Source organism: Thauera sp. 2A1, assembly GCF_009469595.2.
GTDB lineage: Bacteria > Pseudomonadota > Gammaproteobacteria > Burkholderiales > Rhodocyclaceae > Thauera.
This window is the reverse complement of sequence record NZ_SSXV01000006.1, coordinates 48,193-69,439: the sequence shown is the minus strand read 5'-3', so window position 1 is coordinate 69,439 and position 21,247 is coordinate 48,193. Positions and strand designations below refer to the sequence as shown.

The 21,247-nt window shown below is 68.2% G+C and carries 18 protein-coding genes; 4 read left to right on the top strand and 14 right to left on the bottom strand.

The annotated features are described in order from the left end of the window. Nucleotides 1-10: 10 nt before the first annotated feature. From modB to GH664_RS07525, 12 genes are all read right to left on the bottom strand, one after another. On the bottom strand, nucleotides 11-691 hold the full coding sequence (gene modB, locus GH664_RS07580; protein WP_153167448.1) for a molybdate ABC transporter permease subunit: 681 nt from the start codon (nucleotides 689-691) through the stop codon (nucleotides 11-13). A gap of 33 nt (nucleotides 692-724) precedes the next feature. Continuing rightward, a complete protein-coding gene (gene modA / locus GH664_RS07575; protein WP_153167447.1) occupies nucleotides 725-1,480 on the bottom strand; it encodes a molybdate ABC transporter substrate-binding protein in 756 nt (251 codons plus the stop codon). A 145-nt stretch (nucleotides 1,481-1,625) separates the two neighbouring features. Beyond that, on the bottom strand, nucleotides 1,626-2,318 hold the full coding sequence (gene urtE / locus GH664_RS07570; RefSeq protein ID WP_153167446.1) for an urea ABC transporter ATP-binding subunit UrtE: 693 nt from the start codon (nucleotides 2,316-2,318) through the stop codon (nucleotides 1,626-1,628). Between the two features lie 375 nt (nucleotides 2,319-2,693). Next, complete coding sequence (gene urtD, locus GH664_RS07565; protein WP_153167445.1) at nucleotides 2,694-3,572, bottom strand: urea ABC transporter ATP-binding protein UrtD; 879 nt, start codon at nucleotides 3,570-3,572, stop codon at nucleotides 2,694-2,696. Then, nucleotides 3,569-4,783: an urea ABC transporter permease subunit UrtC gene (gene urtC / locus GH664_RS07560; protein WP_153167444.1), complete on the bottom strand. Its 1,215-nt coding sequence runs from the start codon at nucleotides 4,781-4,783 to the stop codon at nucleotides 3,569-3,571. Before urtC ends, urtD begins: the two co-directional genes overlap by 4 nt. A gap of 7 nt (nucleotides 4,784-4,790) precedes the next feature. Continuing rightward, nucleotides 4,791-6,386, bottom strand: a complete 1,596-nt coding sequence (gene urtB / locus GH664_RS07555; protein ID WP_153167443.1) for an urea ABC transporter permease subunit UrtB — start codon at nucleotides 6,384-6,386, stop codon at nucleotides 4,791-4,793. A 185-nt stretch (nucleotides 6,387-6,571) separates the two neighbouring features. Then, nucleotides 6,572-7,825 (bottom strand): urea ABC transporter substrate-binding protein, encoded by a 1,254-nt coding sequence (urtA, locus tag GH664_RS07550; RefSeq protein WP_153167442.1) that lies wholly within the window; start codon nucleotides 7,823-7,825, stop codon nucleotides 6,572-6,574. A gap of 448 nt (nucleotides 7,826-8,273) precedes the next feature. Next, entirely contained in the window at nucleotides 8,274-9,299 is a 1,026-nt protein-coding gene (murB, locus tag GH664_RS07545) for a UDP-N-acetylmuramate dehydrogenase (protein WP_153167441.1), read from the bottom strand. 103 nt (nucleotides 9,300-9,402) lie between these two features. Beyond that, nucleotides 9,403-9,876 carry a PACE efflux transporter gene (locus tag GH664_RS07540; protein ID WP_153167440.1) on the bottom strand — a complete coding sequence of 158 codons (474 nt, stop codon included), beginning with the start codon at nucleotides 9,874-9,876 and terminating at the stop codon, nucleotides 9,403-9,405. 25 nt (nucleotides 9,877-9,901) lie between these two features. Beyond that, entirely contained in the window at nucleotides 9,902-10,297 is a 396-nt protein-coding gene (locus GH664_RS07535) for a RidA family protein (RefSeq protein ID WP_153167439.1), read from the bottom strand. Continuing rightward, nucleotides 10,290-13,343 carry a transglycosylase domain-containing protein gene (locus GH664_RS07530; protein WP_153167585.1) on the bottom strand — a complete coding sequence of 1,018 codons (3,054 nt, stop codon included), beginning with the start codon at nucleotides 13,341-13,343 and terminating at the stop codon, nucleotides 10,290-10,292. The genes GH664_RS07535 and GH664_RS07530 overlap by 8 nt, the downstream gene beginning before the upstream one ends. A 338-nt stretch (nucleotides 13,344-13,681) precedes the next feature. After that, nucleotides 13,682-15,004 carry a tryptophan--tRNA ligase gene (locus tag GH664_RS07525; protein WP_153167438.1) on the bottom strand — a complete coding sequence of 441 codons (1,323 nt, stop codon included), beginning with the start codon at nucleotides 15,002-15,004 and terminating at the stop codon, nucleotides 13,682-13,684. Between the two features lie 621 nt (nucleotides 15,005-15,625). Here GH664_RS07525 and GH664_RS07520 point away from each other — a divergent pair. From GH664_RS07520 to GH664_RS07510, 3 genes are read left to right on the top strand one after another with little or no spacing between them, the layout of a single operon-like run. Continuing rightward, nucleotides 15,626-16,222 (top strand): DOMON-like domain-containing protein, encoded by a 597-nt coding sequence (locus tag GH664_RS07520; protein ID WP_153167437.1) that lies wholly within the window; start codon nucleotides 15,626-15,628, stop codon nucleotides 16,220-16,222. Nucleotides 16,223-16,228: 6 nt separating this feature from the next. After that, the gene (locus GH664_RS07515) at nucleotides 16,229-17,464 is read left to right on the top strand and encodes an exo-beta-N-acetylmuramidase NamZ domain-containing protein (RefSeq protein ID WP_153167436.1); all 1,236 of its coding nucleotides are present in this window, start codon (nucleotides 16,229-16,231) and stop codon (nucleotides 17,462-17,464) included. A gap of 43 nt (nucleotides 17,465-17,507) precedes the next feature. Further along, nucleotides 17,508-18,452 (top strand): ribose-phosphate pyrophosphokinase, encoded by a 945-nt coding sequence (locus GH664_RS07510; protein ID WP_153167435.1) that lies wholly within the window; start codon nucleotides 17,508-17,510, stop codon nucleotides 18,450-18,452. Nucleotides 18,453-18,502: 50 nt separating this feature from the next. Here GH664_RS07510 and GH664_RS07505 read toward each other — a convergent pair whose 3' ends face one another. Further along, nucleotides 18,503-18,910 (bottom strand): TerB family tellurite resistance protein, encoded by a 408-nt coding sequence (locus GH664_RS07505; protein ID WP_153167434.1) that lies wholly within the window; start codon nucleotides 18,908-18,910, stop codon nucleotides 18,503-18,505. A 171-nt stretch (nucleotides 18,911-19,081) separates the two neighbouring features. Between GH664_RS07505 and GH664_RS07500 the strand changes: the two genes are divergently transcribed. Then, nucleotides 19,082-19,975 carry a LysR family transcriptional regulator gene (locus GH664_RS07500; protein WP_153167433.1) on the top strand — a complete coding sequence of 298 codons (894 nt, stop codon included), beginning with the start codon at nucleotides 19,082-19,084 and terminating at the stop codon, nucleotides 19,973-19,975. 142 nt (nucleotides 19,976-20,117) lie between these two features. On the opposite strand, the gene GH664_RS07495 is transcribed toward GH664_RS07500, so the two are convergent. After that, on the bottom strand, nucleotides 20,118-21,029 hold the full coding sequence (locus GH664_RS07495; RefSeq protein ID WP_153167432.1) for a bestrophin family protein: 912 nt from the start codon (nucleotides 21,027-21,029) through the stop codon (nucleotides 20,118-20,120). Between the last annotated feature and the right edge of the window lie 218 nt (nucleotides 21,030-21,247).

Sequence of the window (21,247 nt, the reverse complement as noted above, 5' to 3'; positions counted from 1 at the left end):
CGCATCGACCTCAGCCCAGCCCCGGCCGCATGCGCCGGCTGGAATACAGGGCGAGCAGCACCACGAAGGAGAACAGCAGCATGCCGCCGGCGAGCCAGTGCGCCTGGGCGTACTCCATCGCCTCGACATGGTCGAAGATCTGCACCGACACCGTGCGAGTCTTCCCGGGGATGTTGCCGCCCAGCATCAGCACCACGCCGAACTCGCCCACCGTGTGGGCGAAGCCGAGGATGGACGCGGTGACGAAGCCCGGCCGCGCCAGCGGCAGCACCACGCTGAAGAAGCTGTCCCAAGGTCCGGCGCGCAGCGTGGCGGCCACTTCCAGCGGGCGCTCGCCGATCGCCTCGAAGGCGTTGTGCAGCGGCTGCACGACGAAAGGCAGCGAATAGAACACCGAGCCGACGACCAGCCCGGCGAAAGTGAAGGGCAGCACGCCCAGCCCCAGCGCCTCTGTCAGCCGGCCGACCGGCCCGTGCGGCCCCATCGCCACCAGCAGGTAGAAGCCGATCACGGTGGGCGGCAGCACCAGCGGCAGCGCCACCACCGCGCCCACCACTCCCTTCAGGCGCGAGCGCGTGCGCGCCAGCCACCAGGCGATTGGCGTGCCGATCAGCAGCAGCAGCACGGTGGTCAGCGACGCCAGCTCCAGCGTCAGCCAGATCGCGGCGAGGGCGGACGCGGGCAGGCTCAACGCGCCGCCCTCAGCCGGGCGCGCCGAGTCCGCTCAGTGGTCGTAGCCATAGGCCTTGATCACCGCCGCGGCCTTCGGCCCCTTGAGGTATTCCAAAAACGCCGCCGCCGCCGCGTTGCTCCTGCCGCGGGCGAGGATCACCGCGTCCTGGCGGATGGGCTCGTACAGCGCCACCGGCACGATCCAGGCCGAACCGCCGGTGATGCGGCCGTCCTTGTACACCTGCGACAGCGCGACGAAGCCCAGCTCGGCATTGCCGCTGGCGACGAACTGGTAGGCCTGGGTGATGTTGGTGCCTTCGACCAGCTTGGACTTCACAGCCTCGGCCAGGCCGAGCTTGTCCAGCACCTGCGTCGCGGCCAGGCCATAGGGCGCCGTCTTCGGGTTGCCGATGGACAAATGCCTGAACGCGTTCTTCTTCAGCACCTCGCCCTTGTCGTCCACATAGCCCGCGGTGGCGGACCACAGCACCAGTTTGCCGATGGCGTAGGTGAAGCGGGAACCTGCGACGGCCTCGCCCTCGCGCTCCAGCCTGGCCGGCGTGGAGTCATCGGCCGACAGGAAGACCTCGAACGGCGCGCCGTTCTTCACCTGGGTATACAGCCCGCCGGTCGGCCCGAAGGCGGCGACCAGCTTGTGGCCAGTGTCCGTCTCGAAGCGGGCGGCGATCTCCTTCAAGGGAACGGCGAAATTGGCCGCGACGGCGACCCGGACTTCCGCCGCGTGCGCCGCAAAGGCCAGCAGGGTTGCGCCGAGGACGGCGGTCAGGCGGGAAAGGCTTCGCTTCATGGGGGGCAGGAATGGGCTGTTCTGGACGGGAAGAGCCGATGACCTCCGGGCGCCTGCCCCACGACTGGGGCCAGGCTCGACGCCGTATCTGGCTCGCGGGCCATTATAGGTGGCAAACACCCCGCGGCAGCCCTGCCGCCCCGCTTCACACCGCGAGCGCCTGCCTCACGCCGTCGGCGTCCATGTCGGCGCCGCTGCCGCGCATGACGATCTCACCGCGCTCCATCAGCAGGTACTGGTCGGCGAGCGCGCGGGCGAAGTCGTAATACTGCTCGACGAGCAGGATGGCCATTTCGCCGGTCTCGGCCAGGCTGCGGATGGCGCGCTCGATGTCCTTGATGATGGAGGGCTGGATGCCTTCGGTGGGCTCGTCGAGGATGAGCAGCTTCGGGCCGAAGGCGAGCGCGCGGCCGATGGCGAGCTGTTGTTGCTGGCCGCCGGAGAGGTCGCCGCCGCGCCGGCCCATCATCTGCCGCAGCACCGGGAACATGTCGAAGATGCGCGCCGGGATGGCGGTGCCGCGCGGCTTCGTCGCCAGGCCCATGAGGAGGTTTTCCTCGACGGTGAGGCGCGGGAAGATCTCGCGCCCTTGCGGCACGAAGCCGATGCCGGCGCTCACCCGCTTGTAGGAGGGGGCGCGGGTGATGTCGTGGCCGTCGAAGTGGATGCTGCCGGTGGCCGATGGTACGAGGCCCATCAAAGTCTTCAGTAGCGTGGTCTTGCCCACGCCATTGCGGCCCAGCAGGGTGGTGACCTTGCCGACAGGCACCTCGAAGGACAGGCCGCGCAGGATGTGGCTGCCGCCGTAGTACTGGTTCAGGTTCTCTACTTTCAGCATTTTTTCTCTCTTGATCGGCGAGGGTGCTGCTAACCGCGGGCCACACCGGGTGTTTGTTCCGAGGGCTGCGGAACTCGCCTTCGCTGCGCTCGGCTCAGACAGTCCTCGCCCTCTCCACAAACACCCAGCATGGCCCGCTTGACGTCCGCGGTTATCCGCTTCCCGAGAAGCACGACGCAGCTCAATTGCTCATCCATCTAGCTGGGTTTACTAAACGTTCTTCCATTACCCAAGCCAAGCCGGCTGTGCGGGGTATTCCTGGAGAAGGCGAGGACTGTCTGAGCCCGAAGGGCGAGTTCCGCAGCCTTCGGAAGGAATACCCTGCGCAGCCGGCGGTTAATACCCCCAACTCCCAACCCCGAACCCAAACAAAAACTACCGCCCCAGATAAACCTCGATCACCCGCGGATCCGCCTGCACCGAAGCCAGATCCCCTTCGGCCAGCACCGAGCCTTCGCACAGCACGGTCACCTTGCCGCCGAGTGCCTCGACGAAGGCCATGTCGTGCTCCACCACCATCAGCGAATGCTTGCCCGCCAGGCTCACGAACAGCTCGGCGGTGCGTTCGGTCTCGTCGTCGGTCATGCCTGCCACCGGCTCGTCGAGCAGCAGCAGCCGGGGCTCCTGCATCAGCAGCATGCCGATCTCCAGCCACTGCTTCTGGCCGTGCGACAGCAGGCCGGCCGGGCGGTCGGCCTCGTGGGCAAGGCGGATCTGCTTCAGCACCCCGGCGATGCGATCGCGGTCCTCGTCGAACAGGCTCGCAAACAGCGTGCGGCGCGCACGCTTATCGGCCTTCATCGCCAGCTCCAGGTTCTCGAACGCGCTCAGGCGCTCGAAGATCGTCGGCTTCTGAAACTTGCGCCCGATGCCGGCGTGGGCGATCTCCGGCTCGGTCAGGCGGGTGAGGTCGATCGTCTGGCCGAAGAAGGCCTTGCCCGAGTCGGGCCGCGTCTTGCCGGTGATGACGTCCATCATCGTGGTCTTGCCGGCGCCGTTGGGGCCGATGATGCAGCGCAGCTCGCCGGCGTCGATGGTCAGCGACAGCTTGTTCAGCGCGCGAAAGCCGTCGAAGCTCACCGTGATGTCGTCCAGGTACAGGATGACGTTGTGCGACAGGTCGAGCTCGCCCGACCTCACCAGGTGGCTGGTGGTGGCCTCGCTCTCCCATTGTTCGCGCTGCTCGTTGGCCAGCAGCGCGGCCTGGGCGACGGCGGCGGACTCGGCGCGGTCGAGTTGGCTAAGGTTGATCATGCGGTGGCTCCCTTCGGAACGGTGACGTTGGCCGGCCCAGCATCGGCCTTCTCGGCGGCGGAACTCGACCCGGCAACACTCGACTCGGCCGCATCCGGCGCAGCGGCCAGCGCGCGCCGGGCGCGCAGCTTGCGCCACAGGCCGACCACGCCGTCGGGCAAATACAACGTGACGGCGATGAACAGGAAGCCGAGGAAGAAGGGCCAGTACTCCGGCACGGTGACGGTGAAGAAGCTCTTCGCCAGGTTGACGATGCCCGCGCCGAGCACCGCACCGATCAAGGTGCCGCGCCCACCGACCGCGACCCACACCGCGATCTCGATCGAGTTGGCCGGGCTCATCTCCGACGGATTGATGATCCCCACCTGTGGCACGTAGAGCGCACCGGCCAAGCCGCACAGCATGGCCGACAGCGTCCACATGAAGAGCTTGTAGTGCAGCGGGTTGTAGCCGATGAACATGACGCGGCTCTCGGCGTCGCGGATCGCCGCCAGCACGCGGCCAAAGCGCGAGCTGACGAGGTAGCGGCCCAGCACCAGGCAGGCGATCAGCAAGGCAGCGGACAGCGCGAACAGCGTCACCCGCATCTCGGGCGACGTGATGTCATGACCGAGGATGCGCTTGAAGTCGGTAAAGCCGTTGTTGCCGCCGAAGCCGGTCTCGTTGCGGAAGAACAGCAGCATCGCGGCATAGGTCAGCGCCTGGGTGATGATCGAGAAATACACGCCCTTGATGCGCGAACGGAACGCGAACCAGCCGAACACGAAGGCGACGACGCCGGGCAGCGCGACGACCAGGAACAGCGCCCACAGGAAGGAGTCCGACCCGGCCCAGTACCAGGGCAGCTCCTTCCAGTCGAGGAACACCATGAAGTCGGGCAGTTCGGCGCCGTAGCTGCCGTCGCGGCCGATCTGGCGCATCAGGTACATGCCGAAGGCGTAGCCGCCGAGAGCGAAGAACAGGCCGTGACCGAGGCTCAGGATGCCGGCGTAGCCCCAGATCAGGTCCATCGCCACGGCGACGACCATGTAGCACAGGATCTTGCCGAGCAGGCCGACGGTGTAGGCCGACAGGTGCAGCGGGCTCGACTCCGGCAGCGCGAGGTGGGCGAGCGGCACGCCGATGAGCGTGATCGCGGCGAAGACTGCGATCGCCAGCCAGCCGGACTTCGGCGTGCTGCGAAGCAGTCTGACGGTGAAGGGGGTGCGCATGGCGGCCTCAACTGTCGGCGAAGCGGCCCTTGAGGGCGAAGATGCCCTGCGGACGCTTCTGGATGAAGACGATGATGAAGACCAGCACCAGGATCTTGGCGATCACCGCGCCGGCCCAGCCTTCGAGGAACTTGGAGACGATGCCCAACCCGAGCGCCGCCCATACCGCACCGGCCAACTGGCCGACACCGCCGAGCACGACGACCATGAAGGCATCGACGATGTAGCCGGTGCCCATTGCCGGGCCGACGTTGGCGATCTGCGACAGCGCCAGCCCGCCCAGCCCGGCCACGCCGCAACCGATGGCGAAGGCCAGCGTGTCGACACGCGCGGTGGGCACGCCGACGCAGCCGGCCATCGGCCGGTTCTGCGTCACCGCGCGCACGAACATGCCCAGCCGCGTCTTCTGCATCATCAGCCAGATCAGCACCAGCACGAACACCGCGAAGCCGATGATGACGATGCGGTTGTACGGCAGCACCACGCCGGCGGCCAGCTCGACGCCGCCCGACATCCACGAGGGGTTGGCCAGTTCCAGGTTCTGCGGGCCGAAGATCACGCGCGCGGCCTGGATCAGCACCAGCGACAGGCCCCAGGTGGCGAGCAGGCTTTCCAGCGGACGGCCGTAGAGGTGGCGCAGCACCAGCCGCTCCATCGCCACGCCGACCAGTGCGGCCGACAGGAAGGCGACCGGGATCGCCGCCGCCACGTACCAGTCGAGGTATGCAGGCAGGTAGCTGCGGAACAGTCCCTGCACCAAAAAGGTGGCGTAGGCGCCGACCATCAGCAGCTCGCCGTGCGCCATGTTGATGACGCCCATCACGCCGTAGGTGATCGCCAGGCCGAGCGCGGCCAGCAGCAGGATGGAGCCCAGCGACAGGCCGGAGAACACGGTGCCGACACTCTCGGCGATGGCGATGCGGCCTTCGATGTCGTCGATCGCCAGCTTCGCCGCAGTGCGCACCTCGGGATGCGGCTCCACCCAGTTGCCGTCGCGCTTCTGCAGCAGGCCCTCGAGCAGGTTCTTGACCGCCGGATCGGACGATTCGCCCAGCGCCCGCACGGCGCGCAGGCGGGTCAGCGGATCGGGCGAAGCCAGCTTGATGCGCGCGGCGGCGCGCGCCACGATGCCGCGGATCTCTTCGTCGGTCTCTGCCGCCAGGGCGCGGTCGAACACCGGCAGCAGGGTTTCATTGGGATTGTCGCCAAGCGTGATCGCGGCACTCAGGCGTTCGGCACGGTCGGCCGAGGTCAGTGCCAGCGCGGCGCGCGCATTCGCCAGCGTGCGGCGCACACGGTTGTTGAGCGTGACGAGTTCGATGTCGCCGGCGCCCTGGTCCAGCGCCTCGCCGCTCGCGGCATCGCGCACGGTGTCGCCGTCGACGATCACCGCCCGGCCGGCGACGACGCCCAGCCTGCCGGCCTCGAGCGCGTCGAGCACGCGGCGCGCATCGTCGCCCCCCGCCACGCCCAGCGCCTCGATGGCCGCCATGCGGCCCTGGAAATCGCCCGCAAACCCGGCCAGCAGCGACGGGTCGAGCGCGGCCCGCGCTGGCGCGACAAGCAGGGTCAGCAACAACGCGACCCCGAAAATTCGCTTCATCAGTGTCAGTCGAAACATCTGGATTCCCATCCGTAGGGAAAGACGGGCCGGCCGGAGCCGGCCCCAAGGCGCTGCACGGGAGGAGAGAAACGGTCTGCGCACACACGGTGGACTCGCCCTCCACCGCGGGGCCGGGCAGACCAGCCGGCCCCGAGAAGAAACACGTCAGGCCCGCAGGTCGCGACTCAGATCCCCTGCTTGGACTCGTTGCCCGGGATGAACGGGCTCCAGGGCTGGGCGCGGATCGGCTCCTTCGTCTTCCACACCACGTCGAACTGGCCGTCGCCGCGCACTTCGCCGATGTACACCGGCTTGTGCAGGTGGTGGTTGGTCTTGTCCATGGTCAGCGTGAAGCCGGACGGCGCCTTGACCGTCTGGCCGCCAAGCGCGGCGATGACCTTGTCGGTGTCGGTGGACTTGGCCTTCTCCACCGCCTGCTTCCACATGTAGATGCCGACGTAGGTCGCCTCCATCGGGTCGTTGGTGACCACGGTGTCGGCGTTGGGCACGCCGTTCTTCTTCGCCCAGTCGCGATACTTCTTCACGAAGGCCGCGTTCTCCGGGTTCTTCAACGACATGAAGTAGTTCCACGCCGCCAGGTGGCCGACCAGGGGCTTCGTATCGACGCCGCGCAGCTCCTCTTCGCCGACCGAGAACGCCACCACCGGCACGTCGGTGGCCTTGAGGCCGGCGTTGCCGAGTTCCTTGTAGAAAGGCACATTGGAGTCACCGTTGATCGTCGAGATCACCGCCGTCTTCTTGCCCGCCGCGGCGAACTTCTTGATGTTGGCGATGATGGTCTGATAGTCGGAATGGCCGAAGGGGGTGTAGTCCTCCATGATGTCCGCATCGGCCACGCCCTTGCTCTTGAGGAAGGCGCGCAGGATCTTGTTGGTGGTGCGCGGATACACGTAGTCGGTGCCGAGCAGCACGAAGCGCTTGGCGGCGCCGCCCTCCTCGCTCATCAGGTACTCCACCGCCGGGATCGCCTGCTGGTTGGGCGCGGCGCCGGTGTAGAAGACGTTCTTCTCCAGTTCCTCGCCTTCGTACTGCACCGGGTAGAACAGCAGGCCGTTGAGCTCCTTGAACACCGGATTCACCGACTTGCGCGACACCGAGGTCCAGCAGCCGAACACCGCCGCGACCTTGTCCTGCGCCACCAACTGGCGCGCCTTCTCGGCGAACAGCGGCCAGTTGGACGCCGGATCGACCACCACCGGCTCAAGCTTCTTGCCCATCACGCCGCCCTTGGCGTTGATCTCCTCGATCGTCATCAGCGCCACGTTCTTCAGCGCGGTCTCGGAGATCGCCATCGTCCCCGACAGCGAATGCAGGATGCCGACCTTGATGGTGTCGGCCGCGTGCGCCCCGACGGGCAGGCCGATGGCGGCGATGGAAGCGGACAGCGTGAGCGCTTTGACGAAATTGCGACGGTTCATGGACGACCCCTTGTTGTGAGCTGAGAGATGCACAACGGCAAAACGCGTTGTCGGTCAGCTAACAGCAAAGGGCGTGCCACGTGTCGCAGCGAGCACGCCAAAGATCCGGAACGGATATAAAACCACCGGCAACACAGCCACTTGGGCGGCAGCACCCGTTTTCAGCGCGGATGCACCACGGCGGATAGAGGATCGCACCGGCGACCGACCGGCGCCCAAGCTTGATGCGGTGCGGCAGACCAGGCGCACCGCAACAGTGCAGTGTCACTCCGAAGAAATACAGGGCGCCTGAAGTCGCACCCATGCCAAGCCGGGCGTGCCGGGTATTCGCGGAGAGGGCGAGGACTGTTTGAGCCAAGCGCAGCGCAGGCGAGTTCCGCAGCCCTCGGAGCGAATACCCGGCGCGCCCGGCGCTTAGCGCCCCCAAGCCACAACGGCAAACCGCGACTCAAACGAACACCGGCTCCGGCTCGATCCCGACCCCAAAGCGCGCCAGCACCTCGGCCTGAATCGCCGCCGCGATGCGCCGTACGTCGGCCCCGGTGGCGCCGCCGCGATTGACCAGCACCAGCGCCTGGCGCTCGAAGCAGCCCACCGGCCCGAGATCGCGGCCCTTCCAGCCCGCCTGCTCGATCAGCCAGCCCGCCGCCAGCTTCACGCTACCGTCGGCCTGCGGATAGGCCGGCATGCCGGGGTGTGCCGCTGCCAGCCGCGCATGGGTCGCCACATCCACCACCGGATTCTTGAAGAAGCTGCCCGCGTTGCCGATCACCGCCGGATCGGGCAGCTTGCGGCGGCGGATCGCGATCACCGCATCGGACACCTGCAGCGCAGTCGGCTGCGCGATGCCCTGCGCTTCCAGCTCGCGCGCCACATCCGCATAACGCGTCACCGGCGCCCAGCGCTTCGGCAGCCGGAAGCGCACCGCCGTCACCAGCCAGCGCCCGGGGTTGCGCTTGAACACACTGTCGCGATAGCCGAAGGCACAGTCCGCCGCAGTAAAGACGCGCGCCGCCCCGGTCGCCAGCTCCATCGCATCGAGCGACTCGAAGCGCTCCGCCATCTCCAGACCATAGGCGCCGATGTTCTGGATCGGCGCCGCGCCTACCGTGCCCGGAATCAGCGACAGGTTCTCCAGCCCGGGCCAGCCCTGCGCCAGCGTCCAGCGCACGAAATCGTGCCAGTTTTCGCCGGCGCCGGCCTCGACGATCCAGCCCTCTTCATCCTCGCCCACCAGCCGGCGGCCGCCGATCTCCACCTTCAGCACCGTGCCGGCAAAATCGCCGGTGAAGATCAGGTTGCTGCCTCCACCCAGCACCAGCCTCGGCGTCGCAGCCCAGCAGGTTTCAGCGGCCAGAGCCCGCAGTTGCTCGGCGGTCGTCACACGGACGAGCCTCCCCGCATGCGCGGGCAGGCCGAAGGTATTGAGCCGTGTGAGGTCGGCATCGGGCACGGAAAAGGGTAGAGCAGTCACTGGAGGGTCCGGGCAATGATGCGGCGCAAGTCAGGCGGCGAGGAAGGAGATTGCAGCGCTGGCTGCGCGCTGCCAAACCGGGAAATCGATGCTGAACACGGGATCAGTCGCGTGGCCTCGCCTCTGCCCCGGGCCGCACCGCCGGCGTTATCGGGAAGATGCGGTCGTAGCCCAGGTTGAACACCAGGGCATACACCGTGTAGCCGGCCGCCAGGCCGATGTCGGCCACGAGCGCATCGACCCAGCCCATGCCGGTCCACCACACGATGACCGGCAGCGTCATCAGCAGCAGGCCGGTCTCGAAGCCCACCGCATGCAGGCAGCGCAGGCGGAACGGCCGGCGGTCGGCCGTGCGGCCGGTGAGCCGGCCTTCGAACCAGTCGAAGGCGGTGTTGTAGGCGCCGTTCCACACCGCCGCCATCAACGCCAGCACCGCCAGCAGGCCGAGTGATTCCGTCACCGGCACACCGCTCAGCAACGCGAAGGGCGGCGTGATCAGCAGCAGGCCGCCGATCTCGAACAGCGCGATCTGGCGCAGCCGATCGGGCAGCGAGCGGAGCCTGGGCTGGATGGCCAACGCTCAGGACGCAGCAGTGCGCGCCTCAGCGCCGCAGCACCGCCACCGCCTTGATCTCGATGAGATAGCCCGGCGCGCCGCCGAGCGAGGCCGCGCCAATGGCCGTCCACGCCGGGAAGTCCTGCGTCAGGTAGCGATCCCTGACCTTCATGAACAACTGCAGGTCGCGCATGTCGGTGTGGAACGTGGTGAGATCGACGATGTCGCTCAACTGCGCACCGGCCGCCGCGAGCACCTTCTTGAGGTTCTCGAAGGCCTGCACGATCTGCGCCTCGGTGCCTTCCACCAGCTGGCCGTCGTCGTCGCGGCCGATCTGGCCGGACACGTAGATCGTGTCGCCCACGCGCACCGCCGGCGCGTAGTGGATGCGGTCGTACACGTATTCCATCCCCTGCGGGATGATGGCTTGGCGTTCAATCATCTTTGATCTCTGTCGTTGTGGCGGGGAGCGCCGGATTATTGCCGGCCGCGCCCGCCGGCTCAAGCCTCGGCGCCGCGCAGCCGCCGCTGGCATGCGGCTCGAGATGAGGCAGCAGCATCGACCCCATGGACTTCAGGATCTGCACCGGCAGACCGGACGTGAAGCGGTAGCCTGACGCCTCGGGGCCGATCACGTAGGCCGTCAGCGTGCCGAAATGGTTCTCGCCGATGTAGAACACGAAGGTCGCGGTGCGGTTGAGCGCCAGCCCCTTGGCGCCGCCGCGGCCGATGGCGATGCGGTTGTCGCCGGTGCCGGTCTTGCCGCCCACCACCAGCGCAGTGCCGTCGGCGAGCTTGAACGCGCCCGACAACCGCCGCGCGGTACCGCCCTCCACCACCTCGGACAGCGCATTGCGCAGCGCCGCCGCCACTTCGGGCGCCATCACCCGCTCGCCCTCCGCGGCGCGGCGCGCAAAGCGCGTCTCATACGGCGTGTCGGCAGCGAAGCGCAGGCTTTCGATGCGCGCAGTGGGCAGGCGCACGCCGCCATTGACGATGATGCCCATCAGGTCGGCCAGCGCCGCCGGCCGGTCGCCCGAACTGCCGAGCGCAGTGGCATAGGACGGCACCAGGTGGTCGAAGGGATAGCCCAGGCGTGCCCAGCGCCGGTGGATGTCGAGGAAGGCTTCGACTTCCAGCATGGTGTAGATGCGCGAATCCTGCGCCCCCTTGAAGCGGGTGCGGAACAGCCAGCGATAGACCTCCTGGCGTTCCTCGGCGCTCGCGTCCACCGCCTCCTGCCAGCTCGCCTCCGGTTTGGCCGACAGATAGCCGACCAGCCACAGCTCCAGTGGATGCACGCGGGCGACATAGCCGCGATCCGGCAGGTCGTAGGCTTCGGGCGCGGTGCGCTTGTAGAGCTGCTCGACACGCGCGGACGTCAGCTCGGCATCGTCCAGGCGCTTGCGCAGGAAGGCGGCCAGCTCGTCCGGCGAGGCCTGCGGCGACAGGTAGCGGAACACCGCGGCGAGGCGCTCGGCGCCGGGGCGCAGGCCGTCGAGGAAGGCTTCCTGCACCTCGTCCGGCGTCTTGCCCTGGTATTTGCGCCAGAAGCGGCGCAGGAAGACCTGGCCTTCGCGGTCGGCGAAGCGGGCAAGGTATTCCATGCGCCGCGGGTCGTCGGCGTCGTCGAGCAATTGGGCGGTGCTGCCCGGCACCTGGTACATGGTGTGGCGCACGACGTCGCGCATCAGGCGCACGAAGGGCAGGTTGATCGACCCCTGCAAGGCCTCGCGCATCGTCGGGCTGCGACCGTCGTCCGAGGCGTTGAAGTTGCTGAAAGTGTGCACGCCGCCACCGGTGAAGAAGCTTTCGCCGGGACTGGCCGAATAGTGGCGTTCGAGGGCCGCTTCGAGCATCGCCGGCAGGCTGCGATCGGCGGCATGGGCGAGGTAGTCGATCGCCCAGCGTGAGATGTTGTCGCGCTGCGCGACCTCGACGCGGCGCAGGTCCGCAGCCGACTGGCCGGCAAAGCGGCCATGCAGTTCGGCAACGATCTCGAGATACGTGGCCAGCACGCGCAGCTTGGCGGTGGAGCCCAGCTCGAGCTTGCTGCTCTCGTTGATGTCGAAAAGCTGGTCGGATGTGTCGGTCTGCACCCGCACGCGGTTGCCGCCGGGCGTGCGCTCCACCAGGTTGAAGCTGTAGCGCACGGCGTCGATGCGCTCCGGCGTGAGCATGCGCTCGCCGATCAGGCCCTGGCTGCGGGCGAACGCGGGGTCGCGCAGCTTGCCGAGGAAGTCGCTCACCGCCTGCTGCAGCGGGCCATCCAGCGTCGCCGTGGCGTCGAGGTCGAAGCGGTCCAGCTCGTACAGCGAGGCGTCGAGCATGCCCGCCAGCCGCGTGCGGATCGCCGTCGCGCCCTTGCCGAGGTCGGCCGGCAGCACCGCCGGATCCTTCACCAGATCGCGGAACTTCAACGGCTCGGCGAGCGCCGCGTCGCGCAGCGCGGGCGCGACGAGCCTCGCCTCCGCAAGCAGGCGCACGTAGCTGTCGGTGAGCTGGGCGAGGTCGTCGCGGCCACTGCGCGAAAGATAGAAGGACGGCCGGCGGTGCGCGATCATCAGCGCCACCACCTGGCGCAGCGCACGGCCCTGCGCCGCCAGCGTGCTGCCGTCGGCAGGCGGCGCGGAAAGCAGTGCGTTGACCTTGTCGAAATCGGCACCGAACCACACCCACAGGCCGTCGCCCAGGCCATTGACTTCGCCGTGGCCCGGCGCCGCCGACAGCGGCACGGTGTTCAGGTAGTCGAGCAGCAGTTCACGGCGCACCGGCAGCGTTTCCTCGCCATTGCGGTAGGCACGCACGCTGGCCGACACCATCTGCCGCAGCTTCTCGCGCGCGTCGTAGGTTACGCCGTCGGGCGAATGGCGATATTTCTCGATCTGCGTCGCCAGGGTGCTGCCGCCGGGGGCGTCGAGGTCCTGATTGACCATGCGCCCGATCTGGCCCAGCACCGCGCGCGAGAAGCGCACCCAGTCCACCGCCGGGTTGAGCCGGGGGCGCGATTCGTCCAGCAGGTCGCGGTTCTCGATGAACATCAGCGCCTGCCCCACCAGCGGCGGCACGGCAGCGAAGCCGTCGTAGTGCCGGTACGGGTAGCGGAACTGGTACAGCGGCTCGCCGCGGCAGTCGGCCAGATCGAGGCCGGCATGGGTCTTCTCGCGATAGGGCGGGAAGAAGCCGCGACCGGTGTATTTCATCAGCTCGTCGGAGAAGCGCACCTGCTGCGTGATGGCAAAGCCACGCTCGGTCAGGCGCTGGGCGATGACCGGGAGATCGGCATACCCCATGCGGCGGTCGAAGGGGCCATGCGTCGGGAAGCGGATCGCATCGCTCGCGCCTTCTACCAGACCGTAGTCCAGGGTGGCGGCATAGCGGCTGATGTAGCGCGCCTGCAGCCGCGAGCTGACGACTTCGTCGGTGATCAGGATGGCGACCGCGGTGAGGCCGACGAGCAGGACGATGAGGGTCAGCCAGCGTAGCAGGCGGAAGAAGCCGGGGCGCGGCCGGCCGCGCGGCGGCGGCGCCGATGTCGGGGGGCTCCCGTCGGTCGCTGCGGCGGGGGCGGGTGCGACCGGGTCGATCGGGGCGGGATCAGGTTCTGCTTGTGGAACGTCGGGGGTCACGGACAACAATCTTCTAGTTTTTGCGCTGCATCAATTATCCGGCATTCCGTGACAGGAATGCCATCGGCGGCTGACGAGGGCCGCGTTGGCGCCGCCTTCCCGTGCGGACCTGATCGCGGCCGTCGGCGCTCCCACGGGAGGGGCTGCGGTGGGCGCGGACCTGGCCGCGGCTCCAGGGGAAACCGGGCGCCTGCGCTTCAGGCCGCCAGCGAGGCAAGCGCCCGACGCACCTCGTCGGCATGCACGCCGTCGGCCAGGTCGCCGATGCGCGCCCCGTCCACATGCATGCCATCACCCTCGATGTGGAACGGCGTGCCCTGCTTCAGGGCGGCGACGCAGCGCCCGGCGTCGCGCGGCGAGTCGAAGCCCGCGCCCTGCACCAGCAGGCGCCCGTCGCCGTCGACGAACTTGAAGTAGAAGCGACCGTCGGCCTCGCGGTACTGCTTGAACTGGGGCAGTGCCACCTTCGGCTTGTCGGCGGCCTTCGCGGCAAAGGCCACGGCCAGGTTGCGCAGGCCGACCGCGTGTCGTAGTTCAGCCATGAAGGACGTGGCGATCGCGCGTGCCTTTTCCGCACCTTCCTGCAAATGGCGCTCGATGACGTGCGGCTCGGCGATCAGCGCCTCGTACTTCACCCGCATCGGCGCGACCGCGGCGTCGACCCGTTCGAACAGCGCCTGCTTGGCCTCGCCCCAGGCGATGCCTTCCTCGAACGCGGTGCGCATCGCGCGCGTCTCCTCGGCGGTGGCAAAGGCCTGATAGAGCTGGAACAGCGCCGAGCCCTCGGCCTCCTTGGGTTCGCCGGGCGCCTTCGAGTCGGTGACGATGGAAAAGATCAGGCGCTTCAGCTCGGCCGCGGGCGCGAACAGTGGGATGGTGTTGTCGTAGCTCTTGCTCATCTTGCGGCCATCGAGGCCGGGCAGCGTCGCCACCGAGGCATCGACCTCGGCTTCGGGCAGCACGAAGTGCTCGCCGTACAGATGGTTGAAGCTCGCCGCCATGTCGCGCGCCATCTCGATGTGCTGGATCTGGTCGCGGCCGACCGGCACCTTGTGCGACTTGAACATCAGGATGTCGGCCGCCATCAGCACCGGGTACATGAAGAGGCCCATGTTCACGCCGGCATCCGGGTCCTCCTCGGCGGCGACGTTCTTGTCCACCGCAGCCTTGTAGGCGTGCGCACGGTTGAGCAGGCCCTTGCCCGCGACACAGGCAAGCAGCCAGGTCAGCTCCGGGATCTCGGGGATGTCGGACTGGCGGTAGAACCACACGCGCTCGGTGTCCAGCCCGGCAGCCAGCCAGGATGCCGAGATCTCCAGCGTCGAGCGCTGCACGCGCGCCGGGTCGGTGGTCTTGATCAGCGCGTGGTAGTCGGCCAGGAAGTAGAAGCTCTCCACGCCCGGCTGGCGGCTGGCGGCGATCGCAGGACGAATCGCCCCCGCATAGTTGCCGAGGTGGGGCGTGCCCGACGGGGTGATCCCGGTGAGGACGCGCTGGACGGACGGATGGCTGACGGACATGGATCGCTCCGGCGATGCGTGGGCAAGGGATGAAAGGGCGCAAGTTTAGCGCCTGCGAGGCCAGGCTGTGGACCGCGCCCCCGCCCCGCGCCACCGTGGCCGGCCGCATGTGCGCCGCGCTGGGAAAAATGTCGCAACAGCATGTGTTCTTTGGACGGCATCCGTTGCGGCACGCACTATCATTCAGATCAGCGCGCTGCAGTACCACAACAACCCGCCGCACCGCCCCGCAGCGCGGGCATGTGCGCGTAGGACCGGGACCGTCCCGGGCAAGCAGGCATGAGCAGACATAGCTCCCACGAGAGACGTTCCGGCGCAGAGCGCCGCACCGGCATCGATCGCCGTCAGGTGGATTTCGGCCCGAGGCCGGGCGAACGCGAACGGCGCAGGCAACCGGATCCCCGCAAGCCGGAGGTCAGCGAAATTTTGCTGTCGGACGCCGAATGGGAACGGACTTTCGGCGGGCAGGGGGGGCCGACCCGCTAGACGGGCAAGGGGTCTTCTTGGCCCCCGCGGCGATGCGCTAACGCGCTACCATTGCGGCCGCGCCGCCCGAAGCGCAGGCGCGCCCGCTCATCCGCCCCGAATCCGCCCCGCATCCGAACCACATTCCCATTCGCCGTGAATCGTCCGTTCTCCGACCTGCCGCCCGCGCCGACCATCACCGTCGCCCTCTGTCCTCACTCCACCAGCCCGGCCACCACGGTGAATGGCATCCGGCTGTCGGCGCGCACCCTGGCCGACGGCAGCTTCGCCTTCGCCTTCCGGCTGGAGGGCGACGTTTCCGGACTGCGCGTGCCGACGCCGCAGCCACCGTCCGCGGCGGACGACCTGTGGAAGCACACCTGCTTCGAAGTCTTCGTCGGCGTGCCGGGTGAAGAGCATTACCGCGAATTCAACTTCTCACCTTCCGGCCAGTGGGGGGCCTACGCCTTCAGCGCCTGCCGCGTGCGCGCCCCGGCCAGCGATCCGCGCATCACACCGCAGATCGTGTTCCAGCAGGAAGCCGACGGCCTCCGCCTGGACGTGGTGCTGCCGCCCTCCGCGCTGCCCGCCTGCGACCCCGGCACCAGCCTGCCGGTGGGCGTGTCCGCCGTGATCGAGACGGCCGAAGGCGGGCTCGCCTACTGGGCGCTGCACCACGCCGCGCCAGTGCCCGACTTCCACCAGCGCGCCGCGTTTGCGATGGTGATGACCACGGCGCAAGCCAAGGGCTGAGCGCACATGTCCGCGCCACTGCATGCCGACACGTTGCAGTTCGGCCTCGACCGCCTGCTGGAAGACGCCGCGCTGCGCCGGCCGCTCGCGGGGCGCCGTGTCGCGCTGCTCGCCCATCCGGCATCGGTGACGCGCGACCTGACGCATTCGCTCGATGCGCTCGCGGCGCTGCCCGACCTCACGCTTTCCGCCGCCTTCGGCCCGCAGCATGGTCTGCGCGGCGACAAGCAGGACAACATGGTGGAGTCGGCAGACTACGTCGACCCGCTGCTGGGCATTCCGGTGTTCAGCCTGTATGGCGAGGTGCGTCGGCCGACGGCGGCGATGATGGACAGCTTCGACGTGCTGCTGGTCGACCTGCAGGACCTCGGCTGCCGCATCTACACCTTCATCACCACGCTGCGCTACGTGCTCGAGGAAGCTGCCAAGCACGGCAAGTCGGTGTGGGTGCTGGACCGCCCCAACCCCGCCGGCCGGCCGGTGGAAGGCACGCTGCTGAGGGAAGGCTGGGAAAGCTTCGTCGGTGCCAGCCCGCTGCCGATGCGCCACGGCCTCACCATGGGCGAGCTGGCGCGCTGGTTCGTCGCCACGCTGAAGCTCGATGTCGATTGCCAGGTCGTCACCATGCAGGGCTGGCAGCCCGACGCCGCACCAGGCTACGGCTGGCCGCTGGGCGAGCGGACGTGGATCAACCCCAGCCCCAACGCGCCCAACCTGTGGATGGCGCGCGCCTATGCCGGCACGGTGATGCTGGAAGGCACGACCTTGTCCGAGGGCCGCGGCACCACGCGCCCGCTGGAGCTCTTCGGCGCGCCCGACGTCGACGCGCGCGCGGTGATCGCCGAGATGCGCACCCTCGCGCCGCATTGGCTGGCCGGCTGCGTGCTGCGCGAGTGCTGGTTCGAGCCAACTTTCCACAAGCACGCCGGCAGGCTGTGCCACGGTGTGCACATCCATGTCGAAGACCCGGCGCACTACGACCACGCCGCCTTTCGCCCCTGGCGGGTGCAGGCGCTGGCGTTCAAGGCGATCCGCCGGCTGCAGCCGGACTACCCGCTGTGGCGCGAATTCCCCTATGAATACGAGCACGACCGCCTCGCGATCGACCTGATCAACGGCTCGCCGCTGCTGCGCGAATGGGTGAACGACCCGACAGCGTCACCCGCTGAACTCGACGCCATTGCTGGCGCTGACGAAGCGGCATGGCGCGACACGCGCAGGCCTTTCCTGCTTTACGCCTGACGGGGTAAAAAGGCAGTTCCCGGCCCCACCCGCTAAGCCCGCCATGAGCAAACACGCCCTACAGATCTTCGCCTGCAGCGCCAGCCGTGACCTTGCCACCGAGATCTGCGCCCGCCTCGGCCGGCGCCTCGGCCGGCTCGACATCTCGCGCTTCTCCAATGACAACCTGCGCGTGCAGATCGGCGACAACGTGCGCGAGCGCGACGTCTATGTGGTGCAGTCCTTCACCGAGCCGGTGAGCGACCACATCATGGAGCTGCTGATCACCCTCGACGCGCTGCGCAGCGCGTCGGCGCAGCGCATCACCGCGGTGATCCCCTATTACTCCTACGCACGCTCGGACAAGAAGGACGCACCGCGCATCTCCATCACCGGCCGCCTGATCGCCGACATGCTGAAGACCGCCGGCGCTCACCGCGTGCTGACGATGGACCTGCACGCCGACCAGGTGCACGGCTTCTTCAGCGTGCCGGTCGACCACCTGACCGCGATCCCGGCGATCGCCGAGCATTTCCGCAACAACCACGACACCAGCAACATGGTCGCGGTGGCGACCGATGCCGGCGGCGCCAAGCGCGCTGGCCGGTTCTCGGAGCGGCTGGGCATCCCGATGGCGATCATCGACAAGCGCCGCACCAGCGACACTTCGGTGAAGCACGGCGAGATCGTCGGCGATGTGGCCGGGCGCGATGCGGTGATCTTCGACGACGAGATCTCCACCGGCGGCACGCTGGTGTCCTCCGTCGCCACGCTGAAGGCGGCCGGCGCGCGCAGCGTGCATGCCGGCGCCACCCACGGCGTGCTGTGCGGCCCGGCGATCGAGCGCCTGCGCGATGCCGACATCGACTCCATCGTCGTCACCAACACCGTGCATCTGCCGGCCGACAAGCGCCTGGACAAGATCACGGTGCTCAGCGTGGCGCCGCTGTTCGCCGCAGCGATCGAGCGCATCCACAGCGGCGAGAGCGTGGGCGCGCTGTTCGAGTAGGGCCTGCGACAACGACCACCGCGCCGTCCGGAACGGCGCGGTGGTCGTTGTCAGTTGAACCGGCCTGCGGCCGCGCGGCCTCCCCACTTCTCCAGCGCCCGCCCGAGCACGTACACCTCGGCTGCCGTCTCCACGCCGTCGGCGCTGGCGATGTCCTGCATCGCGTGCAGCAAGGCGCGCTGCAGTGCCGGGTCGGCGATATCCTCGAGCAGCAGGTCGAGCACCTCGCCCGCGACGTTCAGCCGCAGGCCCCGGGAGCAGTGCGCGCTGGCCAGCAAGTCATCGCAGTGTTCGCGCAGGATGCGCTCGAACTCGACCCTGCCGATTCTCAGCCGGCGGGCAAGATCCGCCTCCATCAAGACCTCGATCTCGCTGCATCCCAGCCCGCCGTCGGCGAGCGCGGTGAGGGCGAGCAAGCGAGAAACGGTGTGAGGACTGTCGATTTCATAGTGGCGCATGATGCAGTCTCCTTGTCGTGTCAGGGTCGCTGCAGGGTCCTATGCCGCCGGGTGAGCGGCTCTCGGTGAAGCTGCAGACAGGGGCAGACTACAGGAGAAGGTTGCGCATAAAAAGTCGATTATGAGTAGTATTTCAATCGATTTTTTCGAGCAAATGGCGGGACCCGAATCATGACCGAACTCAACTTCAAGCACCTGCGCTACTTCTGGACCGTGGCCCGGCTGGGAACGATCGCCGAGGCGGGTCGCGTGCTGAATCTGGCACCGCACTCGATCAGCGCCCAGCTCGCCACCTTCGAAGCCGCGCTGGGGGTGAGTCTGTTCCGCCGCAGCGGGCGCCGGCTGAGACTCACAGAGGCGGGCGAGCGCATCCTCGGCCACGCGGACGAAATCTTCGCGCTCGGCGACCAGATCGTCGAGGTGGTGCGCGACGACACCCTGCGCCGCAGCCTGCCCTTTCGCATCGGCTTCCCCGACTCTCTGCCGAAGTCCGTCGTCCATCACCTCATCGAACCAGCGCTGCGCGTCGAACGCCCGGGCCGTCTCGTCTGCCGCGAGGCGCCACTCGCCGAGCTGCTCGCCGAGCTCGCGGTGCATCGGCTCGACCTCGTGCTCGCCGATAGGCCCATTCCAGCAGAGGTGAGCGTGCGCGGCCACAGCACACTGCTCGACGAGAGCACGCTGACGGTGTTCGCCGCTCCCGTGCTCGCGGCACGACTGAGGCCGGGTTTCCCGGCCTCGCTGAGCGGCGCCCCTTTCCTGCTGCCGCGCGAGGGCGTCGCCTGCCGCAACGCACTGCTGCAATGGTTCGATGCCCTGCGCGTGCAGCCCTCGATCGTCGCCGAACTGGACGATAGCGCACTGATGGAGGCCTTTGGCCAGAGCGGCGCGGGCGCTTTCGCGGCACCCACCTCGATCGGCGACCGCGTCTTGCGCCAGTACGGTCTGGAAGCAGTCGGCGAGATCGTCGGCGTGAACAGCCAGGTGTACGCGATCACCACCGAGCGCCGCCTGGCGCATCCTGCCATGCAGGCGATCCGCGACCGGGTCGGAACGCCGGGCTGAACGCGCCGGCTCCGGAACGGCCCGTCGGCTGCGCGCACCCACGTCGCTGGCAGATCGCACTGCCGGCCGCGCCGGTGCGGCGGGCGGCCGTGTCGGGGCAGGAGTCGAGGCGCCCGGGCAAGGATGCGCCGCCGCGGCACGCTCAGTTGAGAATGAACTCGGCGTCCGGCACGGGCACCGGCGGCAGCGGGTCGCCGATCATTTCGCGCAGGCTGGCGTCGATGCCGGCGACGATGGCGTCGAGCGCGAGGTCGTTGGGCATGGTGCCGAACGGCTCCTCGATCTCGTCGCTGAGCGCTTCCAGCGCGAAGAAGGTGTAGGACACGAAGGCAACGACCAGCGGCGTCATCCAGCCGATGGTGTCCACCAGGCCGAAGGGCAGCAGCATGCAGTAGAAGTAGGAGCTGCGGTGCAGGATCACCGAATAGGTGAAGGGCAGCGGCGTGTTGGCGATGCGCTCACAACCGCCCAGCGCTGCGGACAGCGCATCCAGCGATTGCTCCATGTGCTGCGCCAGCATCGGCGACAGGTGCCCCGCCTCGCGCACACCGCGCAGCCACTGCGCCAGCCACAGCAGCACCAGCGCCGGCGCGAAGCGCGCCTGCCCGATCCGCTCGACGAGCTCCGCCGGCAACAAGCCGGCGAGACCATCCTCGCGCGGACGCCCGCGCAACTGGTTGCGCATCGCGGTGGCAAAGCCGATCAGCCCGAGCACGAAAGGCCGCGCATCGACGCCGCCGCCGGTCAGGCTCAGGGCATGGCGCGCCAGGTTGCGCCCTTCGACCAGCACCAGCCCCCAGAACTTGCGCGCTTCCCAGTAGCGGTCGTAGCTCGCGTTGATGCGGAAGCCCAGGAAGATGGCGAGCGCCACCCCCATCAGCGAAAACGGCGCGGAGGTCAGCGTGACCTTCCAGTGGAACAACTGGCCATGGGCGAGTACCACCGCGCACGACAGCAGAAAGACGAAGATCTGCTGCGACAGGATGCGCCGCACCAGCGAGCCGCGGCGAACGAAGATCAGGCGAATCCAGTGGGGGCGGGGACGGACGATCAATTGGGCATGGAGCGTGTTGACGCCACGGCACGGCGGAAGGCGCGATTCTGCCAGCAGCCGCGGCGCACGGCGCACCCGAGCGCAAATTAAAATTCTGTATGGAACCTGATCCGGCGCAAGGCACAAGCGCGTGCGCATTGCCATACAATTGAATCTTCCGGTCCCGTTTCATCGTCGGTACAAAACAATAACCGCCGCACGGCGGACCCTTCGATGTC

Excerpts from the sequence above, each read along its gene's own strand:
- GH664_RS07535 (WP_153167439.1), bottom strand. The coding sequence starts at position 10,297 with ATGATTGAACGCCAAGCCATCATCCCGCAGGGGATGGAATACGTGTAC.
- GH664_RS07515 (WP_153167436.1), top strand. The coding sequence starts at position 16,229 with ATGTCCGCGCCACTGCATGCCGACACGTTGCAGTTCGGCCTCGACCGC.
- urtA (WP_153167442.1), bottom strand. The coding sequence starts at position 7,825 with ATGAACCGTCGCAATTTCGTCAAAGCGCTCACGCTGTCCGCTTCCATC.
- urtD (WP_153167445.1), bottom strand. The coding sequence starts at position 3,572 with ATGATCAACCTTAGCCAACTCGACCGCGCCGAGTCCGCCGCCGTCGCC.
- GH664_RS07505 (WP_153167434.1), bottom strand. The coding sequence starts at position 18,910 with ATGCGCCACTATGAAATCGACAGTCCTCACACCGTTTCTCGCTTGCTC.
- modA (WP_153167447.1), bottom strand. The coding sequence starts at position 1,480 with ATGAAGCGAAGCCTTTCCCGCCTGACCGCCGTCCTCGGCGCAACCCTG.
- GH664_RS07510 (WP_153167435.1), top strand. The coding sequence starts at position 17,508 with ATGAGCAAACACGCCCTACAGATCTTCGCCTGCAGCGCCAGCCGTGAC.
- urtC (WP_153167444.1), bottom strand. The coding sequence starts at position 4,783 with ATGCGCACCCCCTTCACCGTCAGACTGCTTCGCAGCACGCCGAAGTCC.
- urtE (WP_153167446.1), bottom strand. The coding sequence starts at position 2,318 with ATGCTGAAAGTAGAGAACCTGAACCAGTACTACGGCGGCAGCCACATC.
- GH664_RS07500 (WP_153167433.1), top strand. The coding sequence starts at position 19,082 with ATGACCGAACTCAACTTCAAGCACCTGCGCTACTTCTGGACCGTGGCC.
- GH664_RS07525 (WP_153167438.1), bottom strand. The coding sequence starts at position 15,004 with ATGTCCGTCAGCCATCCGTCCGTCCAGCGCGTCCTCACCGGGATCACC.
- urtB (WP_153167443.1), bottom strand. The coding sequence starts at position 6,386 with ATGAAGCGAATTTTCGGGGTCGCGTTGTTGCTGACCCTGCTTGTCGCG.